Origin of the sequence: Rubritalea profundi, from assembly GCF_002954445.1 — a bacterium.
Lineage (GTDB): Bacteria > Verrucomicrobiota > Verrucomicrobiia > Verrucomicrobiales > Akkermansiaceae > Rubritalea > Rubritalea profundi.
The window spans coordinates 2,178,194-2,194,371 of record NZ_MQWA01000001.1 but is presented as its reverse complement, the minus strand read 5'-3'; the positions used below and the strand labels follow the sequence as shown (position 1 = coordinate 2,194,371).

12 protein-coding genes and 1 pseudogene are annotated in these 16,178 nt (G+C 51.5%); 9 read left to right on the top strand and 4 right to left on the bottom strand.

Annotated features, from left to right (window positions below; genetic code table 11):
- The first annotated feature begins 21 nt into the window (after positions 1-21).
- The 5 genes from metH to BSZ32_RS09580 all read left to right on the top strand — a co-directional run bounded on the left by metH (position 22) and on the right by BSZ32_RS09580 (position 10,108).
- Positions 22-4,533, top strand: a complete 4,512-nt coding sequence (metH, locus tag BSZ32_RS09600; protein WP_105043223.1) for a methionine synthase — start codon at positions 22-24, stop codon at positions 4,531-4,533.
- A 133-nt stretch (positions 4,534-4,666) separates the two neighbouring features.
- Positions 4,667-6,388 (top strand): solute:sodium symporter family transporter, encoded by a 1,722-nt coding sequence (locus BSZ32_RS09595; RefSeq protein ID WP_105043222.1) that lies wholly within the window; start codon positions 4,667-4,669, stop codon positions 6,386-6,388.
- 114 nt (positions 6,389-6,502) lie between these two features.
- On the top strand, positions 6,503-7,663 hold the full coding sequence (gene galK, locus BSZ32_RS09590; RefSeq protein WP_105043221.1) for a galactokinase: 1,161 nt from the start codon (positions 6,503-6,505) through the stop codon (positions 7,661-7,663).
- A gap of 70 nt (positions 7,664-7,733) precedes the next feature.
- Positions 7,734-9,089 (top strand): UTP--glucose-1-phosphate uridylyltransferase, encoded by a 1,356-nt coding sequence (locus tag BSZ32_RS09585; protein ID WP_105043220.1) that lies wholly within the window; start codon positions 7,734-7,736, stop codon positions 9,087-9,089.
- A 23-nt stretch (positions 9,090-9,112) separates the two neighbouring features.
- Positions 9,113-10,108: a Gfo/Idh/MocA family protein gene (locus BSZ32_RS09580; RefSeq protein WP_105043219.1), complete on the top strand. Its 996-nt coding sequence runs from the start codon at positions 9,113-9,115 to the stop codon at positions 10,106-10,108.
- Between the two features lie 196 nt (positions 10,109-10,304).
- Here BSZ32_RS09580 and BSZ32_RS19765 read toward each other — a convergent pair whose 3' ends face one another.
- The gene (locus BSZ32_RS19765) at positions 10,305-10,667 is read right to left on the bottom strand and encodes a substrate-binding domain-containing protein (RefSeq protein ID WP_105043218.1); all 363 of its coding nucleotides are present in this window, start codon (positions 10,665-10,667) and stop codon (positions 10,305-10,307) included.
- Positions 10,668-11,185: 518 nt separating this feature from the next.
- A pseudogene (locus BSZ32_RS20085) lies at positions 11,186-11,371 on the bottom strand (GntR family transcriptional regulator); the annotation flags it as partial.
- 158 nt (positions 11,372-11,529) lie between these two features.
- Here BSZ32_RS20085 and BSZ32_RS09565 point away from each other — a divergent pair.
- A complete protein-coding gene (locus BSZ32_RS09565; protein WP_105043216.1) occupies positions 11,530-12,453 on the top strand; it encodes a PEP-CTERM sorting domain-containing protein in 924 nt (307 codons plus the stop codon).
- Between the two features lie 345 nt (positions 12,454-12,798).
- Positions 12,799-13,218 (top strand): GxxExxY protein, encoded by a 420-nt coding sequence (locus BSZ32_RS09560; RefSeq protein ID WP_105043215.1) that lies wholly within the window; start codon positions 12,799-12,801, stop codon positions 13,216-13,218.
- On the opposite strand, the gene BSZ32_RS09555 is transcribed toward BSZ32_RS09560, so the two are convergent.
- On the bottom strand, positions 13,167-14,111 hold the full coding sequence (locus BSZ32_RS09555; protein ID WP_105043214.1) for a transposase: 945 nt from the start codon (positions 14,109-14,111) through the stop codon (positions 13,167-13,169). The two genes, BSZ32_RS09560 and BSZ32_RS09555, sit on opposite strands and share 52 nt — an antisense overlap.
- 145 nt (positions 14,112-14,256) lie before the next feature.
- Complete coding sequence (locus tag BSZ32_RS09550; RefSeq protein WP_105043213.1) at positions 14,257-14,532, bottom strand: TIGR03643 family protein; 276 nt, start codon at positions 14,530-14,532, stop codon at positions 14,257-14,259.
- Positions 14,533-14,638: 106 nt separating this feature from the next.
- Between BSZ32_RS09550 and BSZ32_RS09545 the strand changes: the two genes are divergently transcribed.
- A complete protein-coding gene (locus tag BSZ32_RS09545; protein WP_240610606.1) occupies positions 14,639-15,217 on the top strand; it encodes a flavin reductase family protein in 579 nt (192 codons plus the stop codon).
- A gap of 22 nt (positions 15,218-15,239) precedes the next feature.
- Entirely contained in the window at positions 15,240-15,986 is a 747-nt protein-coding gene (locus BSZ32_RS09540) for a YqjF family protein (protein WP_105043211.1), read from the top strand.
- Positions 15,987-16,178 lie beyond the last annotated feature (192 nt).

Sequence of the window (16,178 nt, the reverse complement as noted above, 5' to 3'; positions counted from 1 at the left end):
CACCTTTTTCTTTAAAAAATCATGGCCCGCCCAGACGCAACCGCAGAACTCACAGCCTCCCTTAAAGAACGTATCCTCATGCTCGACGGAGCAATGGGCACCACCATTCGAGGCTACGGACTCACAGAAGAAGATGCTCGTGGTGAGCGCTTCAAGGACATCGAGAAAGACATCCTCAACAATGGTGACATTCTCTCGCTGACACGTCCCGACGTCATCTACGACATCCACCTGCGTTTTCTCCATGCTGGCTCGGATATCGTCGAGACCAATTCATTTTCCGGCACATCCATCGCCCAGTCTGAGTTCTTTGTAGAAGACCCACGTGAATCAGGAAATGGTCGCAAAGACCCAGAGTTCTATCAGAAAGTCATCAACGACCCCTACCTCAAGGACCTTGCATGGGAAATAAATTTCGAGTCCGCAAAGCTGGCTCGTAAAGCCTGTGATGAAGTGGAAGCTAAAACTGGCATCAAGCGCTACGTCGCTGGAGCCATTGGCCCAATGACCGTAGGCCTCAACAACTCGGCGGTGGACCCCGACGACGCAGGATTTCGGGTCGTCACATTCGATCAAGTTTACGAAGACTACAAACGCCAGATCCTGGCTCTCATCGAAGGTGGATGCGATATCCTGATGGTAGAAACTATCTTCGATGCGCTCAACTCCAAGTGCGCCCTCGTCGCCATCCAAGATGTTTACGAAGAACTTGGGATCCATCTCCCGATTATCATCTCCGCAGCTGTCGGCCGCGGTGGTGAGACCATGATTTCAGCACTCAAGATCGAAGCACTCTGGAATGCCTGCGCCCACGTCAAGCCACTCGCTATCGGACTCAACTGCTCGCTCGGCCCCGACGAAATGCGCGAATTCATCGGCGAGCTCAGCGGCTGCGCTGAGACATTTGTTTCATGTTATCCAAATGCTGGAATGCCAGACGCGCTCTCCGAGACTGGATTCCCATTTCTTCCGATCGACATGCACAAAAGGGTCAAGGATTTTGCCGAGTCTGGCTTCATCAATATCGCTGGTGGTTGCTGTGGTAACACGCCGGAGCATATCGCCGAAATAGCCCGCGCGGTCAAAGGCGTCAAACCACGCGAGATCCCAGTCAACGAGCCACTTCTCCGCCTATCCGGAACCGAAGCCTACAACCACACCAAAGATAAGAATTTCTTGATGATCGGCGAGCGCACCAACGTTGCAGGATCTCCAAAATTCCGTAAACTCATCCAGGAAAACAAGCTCGAAGAAGCGCTCGCAGTTGCCCGCCAGCAGGTCGACAACGGCGCTCCAGTCATCGACATCTGTTTTGACGACGGGCTCATCGATGGCGCTCCAATGATGACGCGCTTTCTCAACCTCGTGCAGTCCGAGCCAGACATCACCAAAGTCCCCATCACGGTCGATTCCTCGAAGTGGGAAATCATCTTCGCTGGACTAAAATGCATACAAGGCAAAGGAATCGTCAACTCGATCTCGCTCAAGGAAGGCGAAGAAGTCTTCAAGTCTCACGCCCGTACCATCATGAAGTTTGGTGCGGCAGCTGTGGTCATGGCCTTCGACGAGGAGGGACAGGCTGCCACTTACGAAGAAAAGATCCGCATCTGTGAGCGCGCCTACCGCGTGCTTGTCGATGAAGTCGGCTTCAACCCGCAGGACATCATTTTCGACCCTAACATCCTCACGGTCGCGACTGGAATCGAAGAGCATAACAACTACGCTGTCGATTTCTTCAAAGCTACCAAATGGATCAAAGAGAACCTCCCTGGCGCTAAGATTTCAGGTGGTGTTTCTAACGTCTCATTCTCCTTCCGCGGCAACAACCCGGTTCGCGAGGCGATGCACGCCGCCTTCCTCTACCACGCTGGCAAGAACGGCATGGACATGGGAATCGTCAATGCTGGTATGCTTGAGGTCTACGACGAAGTAGAACCTAAGATGCTCAAGCACGTCGAAGATGTGCTCCTTAATTCTGACCCAGACGCCACGGAGCGCTTACTCGATTTTGCCGAGCAATTTAAAGGAATCAAAAAAGAAGCCCAACTCGCAGACCTCACCTGGCGTGAGACCACTGTGGAGAAGCGCCTCGAACATGCCCTACTCCGCGGTATCGACACATTCATCGTTGAAGACACCAAGGAAGCTCTGGCGCAATACGTCCAACCTCTCAAAGTGATCGAAGGCCCACTGATGGACGGAATGTCCGTGGTTGGTGACCTCTTCGGTGCGGGGAAAATGTTCCTCCCGCAAGTGGTGAAATCTGCTCGTGTGATGAAGAAGTCCGTCGCCTACCTCGAGCCCTTCATGGAAGAGGAAAAGGCGCTAAAGCTCGCTGATAAGATCAAGGAACTGCAAGCTGAAGACCCGTTACTCAACGATACTGAAGCGCTCAACGAAGCTGAGAAATCCGCTTCTGCGGGCCGCGTCATCATGGCGACAGTCAAAGGCGACGTGCACGACATCGGCAAGAACATCGTTGGCGTGGTTCTCGCATGTAATGGCTTCGAAGTCATCGACATGGGCGTCATGGTTTCCTGTGACAAAATCCTAGCAGCTGCGATCGAAAAACGCGCCGACATCATTGGACTTTCCGGACTCATCACCCCATCGCTCGATGAGATGATTCACGTCGGAAAAGAAATGGAGCGCCGTGGCATGAAGCTCCCAATTCTCGTTGGAGGAGCCACCACATCTGCAGCCCACACAGCGGTGAAAATTGCCCCTGGTTACTCAGGACCGATCGTTCACGTACTCGACGCCTCACGCTCAGTACCAGTCACCACCACTCTCCTTTCTAAGGAGAAAAGAGCGAAATTCATCGAAGAAAACAACGAGCGTCACCAGAAGCTGCGCGACAACTTCAACAAGAAGTCCAAGCCGACAATCGAACTCGAACAAGCACGTTCGAACAAGCCAGACTTTGATTGGGCCAACTACAGGCCAGCCCAGCCAGAATTCACCGGCACCCGCGTGATGGACAACCAGTCCCTCCGCGAGCTTTCCGAATACATCGACTGGACTCCCTTCTTCCACGCATGGGAGCTCCGCGGCCTGTGGGATCGTGAAACCAAGGTTCTCAAAACCCGCAACGAAGCGGGAGCGGAACAAGCGCAAGAGCTCTTCGCGGATGCTCAGGAAATCCTCGAAGACATCATCGAGCACAAACGCTTCACCGCACGTGGCGTCTACGGATTCTTCCCAGCCAACGGCAATGGCGACGACATCGACGTCTGGACCGACGAGTCACGCACCGAAAAAGCTGCCACCTTCCACACCCTCCGCCAACAGATCGAAAAGACCTCCAACAAACCACACTTCGCACTCAGTGATTATGTGGCGCCCGTAGAAGAGGCTTCCAGCCTCTTTAGCAACAAGCCAATCAACGACGAATCAACTCCATTCACCAAACGTAAATCAAATCTCCCCCATTGGACTAAAGATGGTGCCATCTACGCGGTCACATTCCGCCTCACTGACTCATTACCAAAGTCAGCAACTGACGCACATCTAGCTCAAACAACAGAGCTTAAGAACCAAATCAAAAAAGCTGAAGCTCAAGGTGATCATTCTTTAGCGGCAAGCTTCAGAGAGCGACTCACTGAGCACTACCAAACCAACCTCGAATCAGCCCTCAATAAGCAAGAAGGTAATTGTTGGATGAACGGTGATGTGATCGCTAAAATCGTCGCATCCGCTCTCACGCACTTTGATGGTGAACGCTACGACCTCGGTTCATGGAGCATCATGCCTAACCATGTCCATCTGATCATCAAGCCTAAATCAGGTTATGAACTCAGTGACATTCTCCATAGTATAAAGAGCTTTTCGGCTAGAGAGGCAAACATAGCTCTCGGGAGAGATGGTGCTTTCTGGCAAAGTGAATCTTATGACCATCTCGTTAGGGACGCCGATGATTTCTTGAACCAGACTAAATATATTCAGTCTAATCCTGAGATTGCTGGTTTGGTCGACTGGAAATGGTGTAGCTCAAAGAGGCTGGAAGCCTCTTCTACGGCCGACTTCGTCGGTGGGTTCGTCGTTGGCATCCACGGTGCGGACGAATGGTCTAAGAAGGTCGAAGAAGCGGAGCACGACCCTTACAAAGGCATCATGATCAAAGCGATCGCCGACCGTCTAGCGGAAGCATTTGCGGAACTGCTGCACCACCGAGCACGTGTGGCATGGGGCTACGAGCGGCCGAACGAGTTCAATAACAACGAGCTGATCAAAGAAATCTACCGCGGCATCCGCCCGGCTCCAGGTTATCCATCCCAGCCAGATCACACTGAGAAACCAACCCTCTTTGACCTCCTCGGCGCTTCCGAAAAGACCGGGGTAGAGCTCACCGAGTCCTGCGCGATGCACCCAGGTGCTGCGGTCTCCGGTCTACTCTTCTCGCACCCAGAGTCGCACTACTTCGCGGTCTCTGAGCTAAAAGAGGACCAAGTCAAAGACTACGCCGAGCGCAAAGGCTGGAGCCAAGAGAAAGCTGAACGCTGGCTCGGACCATGGCTCGGCTACAATGCTTAGCCCCCACCATTTTCTCTTCCCTCAGCACGTCTCAGCGCTGCTCATTGATAATTGCTAAAAATTATCCTCCACAGATTAACTTAACTCGTGTTAAGTGACCCAGAATTTCACCCCCCAAGAATAGAAACCACCCATGAATAGCATAATTATATCCTTTCTAATCTTCACTGGCCTAGTCGGTCTGGTGACTTGGTTAATAACCCGCAAAGACGACCACAGCAGCAGTGATGGTTATTTCTTGGGTGGCCGCAGCCTCACCTTTCCCTTTATTGCTGGCTCACTACTCCTCACCAACCTCTCGACTGAGCAATTAGTAGGCCTCAACGGAGCTGCTTATGAGCACGGATTACACGTGATGGTGTGGGAGGTCTTTGCCGTCATTACGCTCGTGATAATGGCTCTCTTCTTCTTACCTAAGTTCCTCCGCAGCGGTATCGCAACAGTGCCTCAATACCTTGAAGTTCGCTACGACCACAAGGTTCGCATGGTTGTCGACATGATCTTCCTTGTTGCTTACGCAGTGATTTTGCTACCTATCGTTCTCTACTCGGGAGCCAAAGGGCTCTCGGCGATGCTCGACGTACAAGCCTTGACTGGCATCAATAGCGAAACCGGTGTGCTCTGGTTCATGGTTATCCTTATTGGCACAATCGGCTCCATCTACGCACTCTTTGGTGGTCTTCGTACTGTGGCAGTTTCAGACACGCTGAATGGCGCTGGTCTCTTAGTTGGTGGCTTCCTGATTGCTTACTTTGGCCTCAAGGCTGTGGGTGATGGCAATGGCGCAGTAGCTGGCTGGAATACCCTCATGGAAGCAGACCCTGAGCGTTTCAACTCGATCGGCGGCAAAAAGGACAACGTGCCTTTCTCCACCATTTTCACAGGTGTCGCCCTGCTCAACCTCTTCTACTGGTGTACCAACCAACAGATTATCCAGCGTACCTTTGGCGCATCTAGCCTGCAAGAAGGTCAGAAAGGTGTGCTGCTTACTGGCGGACTCAAGCTCCTCGGACCCATGTATCTGGTAATTCCAGGTCTAATCGCCTTCCACCTTTATGCAAATGGCACGATGGTTGACGGTGAACTCACCTTCATTGGCAATGATGAATCTTACGGAACACTCGTCCGCGATGTGCTACCTAAGCCACTCACTGGTTTCTTCGCTGCGGTGATGGTGGGTGCCATTCTTTCATCATTCAACTCAGCGCTCAACTCGACTTGTACTCTCTTTAGTCTCGGCTTCTACAAGAACGTCATCAACAAAGAAGCTGACGAAAAGAAAGTGGTCAAATCGGGTAAATGGTTCGGTCTATTCATCGCGATCACTTCTATCATCATTGCTCCACTGCTTGCTGGTCAAGATAGCTTGTTTGCGTATTTGCAGAAGATGAACGGGATCTACTTCATCCCACTCTTTGCTGTCATTATCGTCGGAATGCTCTCCAAGCGCACTCCGCCAATTGCAGCTAAAGTGGGACTCATCATTGGTTTCACCATCATCCCGTTCTGCTATTTTGTACCTTATGGTAAAGAATTGGTATCCGGCATGAATGACTTCCACTTCTTAGGCTTAGCGTTTGCCATCATCGTCAGTGCAATGCTCTTGATTCGCTTTATCAAGCCACGCACTACCGACTTCGTTCAAGTAGATGTGGGAGCTGTAGACATGACTCCTTGGAAGCATGGTAAAGTCGTTGGAGCTCTCCTCTGTGTTGCCGTAGTCGCTATCTATGCTTACTTCGCCGACACTAAAGCCTTCAATCAGGACCACAATAACCCTGAAGGCAAAGAGAAATTCGACGCTGATCAGAAAGCTCAAAAAGAGCGTGACGAGCTGAAAAAATCAGCCAAATAGGCTGCCACCTAGAAAATCCTAAATGGTCAGTTGGTAAATCCAATTTTTCAGCTGCCGCTATTTCTAACTCAGCCTTCCGACCTCAACTCGGAAGGCTGGTTTTTTAAAAAATCCATGTCTCACAATAATTTAGACCAATTCGAACAGGTATTCGCATCATCCGCCATCCTGCTAGCACAGGCACCAGGCCGGCTCGAAGTCCTCGGAAACCATACTGACTACAACGAAGGCTTCGTCCTCAGTATCGCCGTAGACCGCAACACTCAGATTTCCTTCAAAAAAATAGAAGGAAATTCCTGCCAAGTCTTTAGTCCAGCAATGGCCGATGGCATCCGCGAGTTCGACATTACCGATTTCAGCACGCCTCTTCCCAACAAAGATTGGACCAACTATGTCCGCGGCGTCCTTGTTGAGCTGCAGAAACGAGGTCACACAATCACCGCATTTCAGGCTCTGATCACCTCTGACATCCCTCTTTCTGCGGGTATGAGTAGCTCAGCATCACTGGAGATGGCCATCGTCACAGGACTCGACGCACTGTTTGAACTACAGCTAGAACCCAAAGAAAAAGCCCTCATCGGCCAAGGCTGCGAAAACAACTACATCGGCGCCAACACCGGCCTAATGGACCAACTCACATCGCTCTCAGGCCGCAAAGGAGAAATGGTCGTCAGCGAATACCGCGATGTCACCGTCAGCCACACTCCCCTCCCCGAGAACCTCGCATTCGTCGTTATCAACTCGAATGTCGCCCACGACCTAAGCCAAGAATACAACGAGCGCCGCCAACAATGCGAAAATGCTGTCGCCACTATTGCCCAGGACAAGCCAGAAATCACGGCCCTCCGTGACGTCGACCTCCAGTTGCTAGAACAGTTCAAAAACAAACTCGACCTCTTCGACTACAAACGCGCACTCCACGTCGTTGGCGAAAACTCCCGCGTCCAGCAAGCTCAAGGATTTCTAAGCCAACACGACTTCGCCCAATTTGGCCAATTACTTTTCGATTCGCATGATAGCTCGCAGCAAAACTTCGAGAACTCATGCCCCGAGCTCGACGCATTGGTAAAGATAGCCCACCAATCATCGCTCTGCATAGGCGCACGTCTCAGCGGCGGCGGCTTTGGAGGAATCTCCATCCACCTCGTCCGCGCAATGGACGCAGAGCAATACTGCACCGACGCGACTGAAGCCTACGCAAGGGAAACTGGCAAACAGACCACCGCCTTCATTTGCCGCAGCGCCGGTGGAGCATCAGCCGAGTTCCTAGACTAAACAACAATCCCCCCAAGCTGAGTCACTGCCAGAGCAAGCTCTACTACCCAACACTTTTGACATCACCACAATGACCAGCATACCAGCAAACCAAGCACATCTCGAACCCTTCGTCGCCAACAGCCCAGAACTCAGTGAGCAAGTCGCGGCTCTCGACTGGAACGAACTAAGCAAAGCCGTGGATGAATGCATCAACAGCCACGCCAGCGCTGGACTCCCAGACCACTACGAGCCCGCTGCCTACTTCCCTCTCACTCCGGAGAATGATGCTCAATCCGCCCTCTACCAAAAGGCTGCAGCTCACGGTGAACAGCTCATCTCCGAAGGCAAAACTGCAGCCTTCACCGTAGCAGGCGGCCAAGGCACACGCCTAGGCTATGACGGACCAAAAGGAACCTTCCCAGTCAGCCCGATCCAAAGCAAGAGCCTGTTCCAGCTCTTCGCCGAGCAAATCGCTGGACTCAATGCCAAGTACAGCTGCAACATCCCGTGGTACATCATGTGCAGCCCGCTCAACATCGACGCCACCACTGCCTACTTCAAACAAAACCAATTCTTTGGACTCAATCAAGCCGACGTCCAGTTCTTCACCCAGGGCGTCATGCCGGCAACCGATTTTGAAGGCAAACTTCTAGTAAAAGACGCGGACAACCTAGCTCTCTCACCCAACGGCCACGGTGGCTCGCTCAAGGCACTTATCGATTCAGGATCGATCGACGACATGAAAAGCCGAGGGATCGAACACCTCTCCTATTTCCAAGTCGACAATCCCCTCATCAGCATCATGTCACCACTCTTTGTTGGCCTCCACGATCTGCAGCAGTCAGACATGTCCAGCCGCTCACTCACCAAAACTGGCCCCTTCGAAAAGCTCGGCAACTTCGTCATGGTCGGCGACAGCATGAACATCATCGAATACTCCGACCTCCCCGAGGAAAAAGCACTCGAAACCGACACCGAAGGACGCATCAAATACCGTGCCGGCAGCCCAGCAATGCACCTCCTACGTCGCGACTTCATTGACCAATTTGCCAGCGCCAACCTCAAACTCCCCTACCACAGAGCCGAGAAAAAAGTCCCCTTCATCAACCTCGATGGCGAAGCATTCTCACCAGACACAGCCAACGCCGTTAAGTTTGAAACCTTCGTATTCGACGCCCTCCCACTCGCCAAGAACCCACTCATCCTCGAAGCCATGCGTGAGCAAGAATTCTCACCCGTGAAAAATAAAACCGGCGTGGATTCACTCGAGAGCAGCCAGGCTGATCAGATCAAACGCGACATCAATCGCCTAAGAAACCTCGGAATCAAAGTCGCCGACTCCGCCACCGTAGAAATCTCCCCCACACTCTACCTCGACGACAAAAAACTCACAGCAGCCTCCCCTACATCACTAAAGTCCAACCACAGCTACTACCTAGCATAACCGCACTTTCTCCTTTCTTCCCCATGACATCAAAAATCGCCTTCATCGGATCAGGTTTTGCACAGCAGCACATGCTGGCACTGGCTCAGATCCCCAGTGCTGAAGTGGTTGCTATCTGCAGCCGCAACGAATCCACGGCTCAGGCCCTCATCGGCACCTCGGCTGTCAGATACTACCCATTTAACAACTATCTCGAGATGCTCAAAAAGGAGCAACTCGATGCCGTCTACATCTGCCTCCCCCCACATCTCCATGGCGACATCGAGATCGCATGCGCTGAGCATGTCAAAGGGCTCTTCATCGAGAAACCCATCGCCCTCAACTTAGACCTAGCAAGCCGACTCAGCGACACCTTCAAAAACGCAGGGAACGTCGTCAGTGTTGGCTACATGAATCGCTACCGGCACAATATTCTAAAAGCCAAAGAATACTTTTCTAAAGACCCCGCCATCCTTTTCAACTCGGCTTGGAGCGGCGAACTGCCACCTCCTTATTGGTGGCGACGTCGCGAGCTCTCTGGCGGCCAACTCACCGAGCAGGCCACCCACTTGATCGACTCGATCCGCTATATCAGCGGCGAAATCAAAGAAGTCCAAGCCCTCTCAACCCGTGGTTTCATCAATGATGTCGACGACTTCAATGTCGACGACGCCTTAGTGATGAACTTCCAGCTAGAATCTGGAGCTATCGGCACAGTCCAGACCTCATGCTTCACCAAACAACACGGCGGTGGCGCACTCGGAATCTACCTCGAAATGGCCTCCCGCGAGAAGACCTTCCGCTTTAGCGAGCATTGCATGGACCTAAAAATCCAACACAGCGCAGCCCACACCGAAGAACTCATCTCCATTGATAACCCCTTGCTCGCAGAGAACAGAGCCTTCCTCACCGCTCTAAAAAGTGACTCGCACGCCGGAATCCACTCCACATTCGACGACGCCATCGAAAGCCTAAAAGTCAGCATCGCCGCCGACCTCTCCATCCAAGAATCCCGCCCAGTAACCATCTCCAGCCTCTAAGTGGCGACGGTTTCCAACCGTCTCGCCCAATAACAACGGCACCTCTGTACACCTCTGTAGGCCTGACCCCAAAGTACCATTCGAGGCTCTGAATTCATTTCTCGCGCAGATGCGCAGAGCAAATCCTGATGATTCGGATTTAGGCTTTCGTCATTCTTTGGGTACTCTTGATCCCTGCCTCCCCGACTTCAAGACTTCACTCCTCTGGTGCTGGCCCCATCGTGCCACCCTCAACAAACTCCGCTTTGATCATCGTCTGGCGGGTGTCTTTTTTTCCCTCTCTGATATTCCGGACCCAGCGCACGATGCGGTTCGCGACCGAGCGGCTGCTCCAGCGGATATGCGAGACCGATGGCCGGCACTGGCTGAAATGCGGTTCATCGTCGACGCAGATCAAGGAAAGATCCTGCGGCACCCGGATGCCCCGGTTAAGCAGAAAACTTTGCGTTGCGAAATAGTTGGGACAGGAGCTGGCGATGAGCGCGGTTGGCGGGGAGATTTGGAACGACGAGTCAAGGTGCGCATACAGTCCTTCGAGCCCTCCCTCCCAACCCCGCATGTTGTAGGCGCCCGCAGTGATACCGCTAGCGACAATGCATCGAGAACGGCTCCGCCAAAAGCCCCCGGTTCTGAGAATTTATAAATACTGTCCAGTAACACAATCCGTTGGTGACCGAGGTCGATCAGTCGACGCGTGGCCTCAGTGAGGGCTGGAACATGGTCCGGTCCGATCCCTGCAATTTTCAATTCTCGCCGCCGACCGAAGAGCGCAAAGGCCGGGATCTTTTGTAGCAGGAACCACTCCAGCACCTCACGCGTGCCGCCAAGCACCACCCAGGCGTCCGCCTCGATTTCCCCCACCATGCGTGCGATCCGACGCGCGTCCATCTTGAGTTCCGTTAAGTGGCTCGGCGCATAAAAGGCAGTGTGCCCCGCCGTCTCCAACTTATTTTTGCAGTCGATAAGATAATCCAGAGATTGATCGATTTGTTCGTAACATAATATCGCCACCCGAAAGCCTGGCGGCTTGACCAGATCTTCCGACAGCACGATTTTGCGCTGGGCCCCGCGGCCTTGATTCACCAGCAGTCCCTCGTTCTCGAGCATTCGCAGCGCCGCTTTCACCGTCTTGCGGTTGATGGCGAATTCTTTCGCCAACCGGAGCTCACCAGGCATCGTCCCCGTCCAATGCCCAGACAGTAACCCGGCACGCAGGTGTGCTGTGAACTGGTCAACCGTCGAGAGCCGCTGCCATTGATTCATGGTTTAACCTGACCCTGAACGACCCTAGTTGTCAATCCTGAAAAATCTTGTGTGTGTGTGCGAAAAGCGTGCCAATCAGCGACTCATGTCCGGTTTTATCCTCGGTGGATCGATTCGGCAAGGTCGCAAAAACACAACCAACAACCAAAACTAAAAATATGACACATCAAAAATACCTCATGCCGCTAGTCGGCGTAATGACTCTGTGGTCTGCTCCAGCTTACGCCGTAATTTACGCATGGAATGGTTCAGTTGACGGCGACTGGAACAATGCAGCTAACTGGAATGATGTCCAAGGAGATGCTACAGGGGACGTACCCGTTGACAGTGACCTTTCAACAACTCAATTAGATCTGCTATCGTCTTCAGACGATCGGATCTCATTCAATGCCCTAGGGTCCCCCAATTTGACTCCGACAACGAATATACCCTCTTTGGGTGGTACATCTAACCGCGTAAATTCCACCCCGGAAATAGATCTATTAAATGGTTCCTTAACTTTCACATTGATTGGCTCCTCCAGCGGCTTTCAAATAAAAAAAGCTCAATCCTTCACAAATACTGTGGGCGATGGAAACTCGGCTAATGGACTAGCTTCACTCACGTATGAGGGCAGTTTTGCGAATGGGCTCGTGCGCGACGATAAGGTGTTTGCGTTTTGGACGGTCAACTCTGATGGAGCTCTAACATTTGATTCCTCCCAAACAAACCTCAGGGTAGACCGGTATGACAGTCGAGGAGCTGGTTTCGAACTTAATGGAGGCTCATTAACTTTTCTTAATCCTGTTACTGACTCTAAAACTGGTACTGGTTTATATGGTTTACAGGGCAGCTTTATTGATTTCCAAGCGGTTGGTAGTAGTTTCACGGCCGGATTTGGTGCTGGATCTGATTATGTAATGCTTTCTGATGTCACAGCCGCTATAACAGCCGCAGATTTCTTCACAACCACTACCTCACAGACCTTGTTGGCAACGGACAATCTCAACGGCACTTTCACCATCACGGCCATCCCCGAGCCATCCACCACCGCCCTTCTCGGCCTCGGTGGACTCGCACTCATCCTGCGTCGCCGTAGGTAATCCGGCCTCGGAAAATTAACAAATATCCCAACCCCATTCCCCGTCACGCGGAGGTGGGGTTTTTTCGTATGGTTCAATATCCAGAGAAGGGGCAGAGAAGGGTCCGGACTGACCGCTCTCAGTAACAATTCCACCATTGACTCATCCTGTGAGTGGCCATTCACTACAGCCGATTCACCCATTTAATGCACCCCCATCTTTCCCTCGCAACCACCTATTTCCCCCATGACCGCAACTCCGACCACCTCACCCAAAAAGCAAATCCCTAGCAGTATAATTCACATAAATAGACAAACTAACATTTTCAAATATCCTGCTGGGCATTCCGTATGATAAAATAGGATCATGGAAGCAGACATAAAAATACTCACCGATACAATCAGACAAACCGCCTACGAGCTTCATCGTTACCTACGCCACGGGCATCTTGAAAAAATCTATGAGAACGGGCTGCGCAACAGACTCAGAAAACAGGGGCTGCAAGTAGATCAACAAATACCCCTCAAGGTTTACGACGAGGATGGCAGCTTACTGGGTGATTTCATTTCAGATCTCACTGTAGAAAACAAAATCATCATCGAACTCAAGGCCTGTAAAACACTCGCCCCAGAACACACAGCCCAGATACTAGGCTATCTCCGGGCCAGCCGCACCCAGCATGGAATGCTTATCAACTTCGGAAGCTCCAAACTCGAAATTAGCATAAAAAGGGGTCAGGTGCTTGGCATGGCCAGCTTCATCTCCTTCGCCAATTTGCTCACATAGGGGGCACTGCCCATGTGAAGGGTTTGCGAGATCCATTTTTGCGGCATGCTGGTTTGTTCCGTGATGATGTGCGCGAGCAGGGCTTTGGCTGGGGCGTTCTTCGGGAGATCAGCCAGTTCGCTGCGTTCAAGCCCCAGCTCTTTCAAACCCGCGCACACGATGGTTTCCGCCACTTGCTCATCATAGGCTTTGAGTTCTCCACTGGTGTATCGCCTTGCGGTTTTTCGCTCCAGATTGGCTTTTCCTGTTTCCAGACGGGCCAGTAGTTTTTCCCGAAACTCCTGTGCTCCAAAATACCAGCCTCGTTTCAAGGTGGATTGCAGACTTTGGCCCTGCCAGAGGATTTTACCGGAATCGCTCGGCTGGCTCCAGTCGATGAGGTTTTCCAGACGTGTTATGTAGGCCTTGCGCCCCCGGGAGGTATCTTCTAGCCCAACGGCTTCAAACCCGGCTGAAGTAGCCATCCAGGGCTGGCGTTTGGTGGTAGGTTTGCGGTATTCGCGCAGACTTGTCCAAGGGCTTTCATCAAAACCTTGCCCCTCTTTGATCATTCCGGCTCTGACGGGGTTGAGATGCACGTAGTCGATGAGTGTGCTGAAATAATCACCCTCATCAGACTGAACGAGCACTGCTTTGTAACGGCCACCGAAGAGATGCCCCCAGGCTTTGTGTTTCACATTAAAACGCCGCGTGTAGGTGTTCTGGAACCACTGCATGCCGTCCACGAGGTTCGCCCTCGGGGTCTCGAGCACAAGATGGTAGTGATTGTCGATGAGCGCGAAGGCATGGATAAGAATAGAGGTGCGTCCGGCCATTTCACCCAGAGTGTGCAGGAACATCCAGCGGTCGTCATCACCTTGAACAATGTTCTCCCGACGATACCCGCGTGCCATGACATAGCAGGGGTCCGGGGTATTGGATCCGCGGAGTTCTAGGCATGAAGGGATGCTGGATGAATAAGATTAAATTATGACTCCTTTTTTCTTTTTACCACGCAGCAAACACTGCAGGCAAAAGGCCATTTCGAAATGAGAGGCGTCAATATTCTAAAGCCCGTATATCAATTTTTTGCTGCGGAATATTTTTTAGCTCTTTACGACTCTGGCTGAACTTTTTGCCGTGCTTTGTGATTCTCCCACTCACGCGCTTCCTCCAGCTGCGGAAGCTTGAGGGCTTTAGGTATTTACGCATCAATTTAATAACGTCCGTCTCAGTAAGCCCGGTGTTTTTATAAATTTCATCAAAGCTTGTCCTATCCTCCCAAGCCATACGTATGACTTTGCTCTTTGCTTCATCGTTGATTACCCACTTCATGTGTAACTATAGCGCACATCTGCGACTTTGCTTCATAACAATTTGCAGACCTCTTCATCTGGTCCATGATTAAGCTATGATCATCACTGCGGCGCACATTAACGCTATGAAAAAACTTCCGAAGGTCCAGCTAGCAACTTCTCTTCCTGGAGCTAAACCAATCTGTCTTGTCGGCACTAAATCAATCGCCGGCATAACCAATCTAGCCCCTTTTTCCAGTATTACCCACCTAGGTTCCAGCCCAATTCTGATCGGTATGGTGACGCGACCAGATACTGTTGACCGAAATACTTTAAAAAACATAGTTGATACCGAGTCATGGACGCTTAATCATGTCCATGCTGAGATCCTTGAACAGGCACACCAATGCTCGGCTCGCTACCCTGCAGAAATCTCAGAATTCTCAGCCGTAGGAATGGACGAACATTTCCACCCAAATATTTCTGCACCATTCGTCAAAGAAAGCCGTATCAGGTACGCTCTAAATCTAGAGGACATCGTCGATATTAAGACCAACAATACTAAGCTTATTATCGGTCGCGTGCAGCTCATTGAGATGCCCGACGAAGCCCTTCATAGCGATGGCAGCATCAACCTGATAGAGGCTGCGTCGCTGGCTTCTACCGCGTTAGACACCTACTTCTCACTCAGCAAAGTCGCTCAGTTTAGTTACGCAAAACCATAAGGATAAAAGTCTACTCATCGACATGAATCACCCTACTGACCAACAGCGGATCGATGCCCGTAAAAAGCCGAACTCAGCCGTGGTGATGCGCCAGGACTGGAGTCACTTACTCTTTCTCCACTGGCAGGTTTCTCCTGAAGTAATCCAGCAAAGGCTGCCAAAAGGCCTTTTTGTAGACAGTTTCGAAGGGGAAGCCTACTTGGGGGTCGTGCCTTTTTTTATGGAAAAGATACGCCCGTCCTACTGCCCTAGTGCTCCCGGCTTATCATGGTTTCAGGAATTGAACCTCAGAACCTACGTCTATGACAAACACGGTAAACCTGGCGTCTGGTTCTTTACGCTCGATTGTAATCAATGGCTAGCAGTTAAGATAGCTCGCAGCCTATTCCACCTTCCATATAACCACGCCAAGATGACTTCTGAACAGCTATCTGATCAGCTTGTTTACACATCAAAACGTAGCGGTGATTCGATAAATCAAGTCTTCCAATACCCGCAGAAACTTACTACTCAGCAAATAGCGAAACTGGGCTCACTCGAGTTCTTCCTGTTAGAGCGTTACCGCCTATTTAGCCAACGTAAAAATGGCTCCATCTACGAGGGTCGTGTGCATCACCAACCCTATCAATACCAACACCTTGATCGGACGCCGCAACCCACTAGACTATTTTCACTCTGCAATTTTACCGAGCCGGAGACGCCCCCCATGTCGGCCATCATTGCGGCCACTGTTTCTGTCAACATTCATCCTCTCAAACTGTCTATTTAGTGCCTGGCTGGAAGCGTCAGTATTTGTGAAAAATTGGGGTGGAGGTTTATTAGACTCTGCTAATTTGGCGATAATCGGTGCGACTTGTTGTGTTTGGGGCTGAATAACGAGCGGCTTCATTGATCATCTGTGTTTTTGATGACGGCTGGGCACGGAGTGACCTCCAACTCACTAGGAGGGATACTTTTTAAG

Excerpts from the sequence above, each read along its gene's own strand:
- metH (WP_105043223.1), top strand. The coding sequence starts at position 22 with ATGGCCCGCCCAGACGCAACCGCAGAACTCACAGCCTCCCTTAAAGAA.
- BSZ32_RS09595 (WP_105043222.1), top strand. The coding sequence starts at position 4,667 with ATGAATAGCATAATTATATCCTTTCTAATCTTCACTGGCCTAGTCGGT.
- galK (WP_105043221.1), top strand. The coding sequence starts at position 6,503 with ATGTCTCACAATAATTTAGACCAATTCGAACAGGTATTCGCATCATCC.
- BSZ32_RS09585 (WP_105043220.1), top strand. The coding sequence starts at position 7,734 with ATGACCAGCATACCAGCAAACCAAGCACATCTCGAACCCTTCGTCGCC.
- BSZ32_RS09580 (WP_105043219.1), top strand. The coding sequence starts at position 9,113 with ATGACATCAAAAATCGCCTTCATCGGATCAGGTTTTGCACAGCAGCAC.
- BSZ32_RS19765 (WP_105043218.1), bottom strand. The coding sequence starts at position 10,667 with ATGCGGGGTTGGGAGGGAGGGCTCGAAGGACTGTATGCGCACCTTGAC.
- BSZ32_RS09565 (WP_105043216.1), top strand. The coding sequence starts at position 11,530 with ATGACACATCAAAAATACCTCATGCCGCTAGTCGGCGTAATGACTCTG.
- BSZ32_RS09560 (WP_105043215.1), top strand. The coding sequence starts at position 12,799 with ATGGAAGCAGACATAAAAATACTCACCGATACAATCAGACAAACCGCC.
- BSZ32_RS09555 (WP_105043214.1), bottom strand. The coding sequence starts at position 14,111 with ATGGCACGCGGGTATCGTCGGGAGAACATTGTTCAAGGTGATGACGAC.
- BSZ32_RS09550 (WP_105043213.1), bottom strand. The coding sequence starts at position 14,532 with ATGAAGTGGGTAATCAACGATGAAGCAAAGAGCAAAGTCATACGTATG.
- BSZ32_RS09545 (WP_240610606.1), top strand. The coding sequence starts at position 14,639 with ATGAAAAAACTTCCGAAGGTCCAGCTAGCAACTTCTCTTCCTGGAGCT.
- BSZ32_RS09540 (WP_105043211.1), top strand. The coding sequence starts at position 15,240 with ATGAATCACCCTACTGACCAACAGCGGATCGATGCCCGTAAAAAGCCG.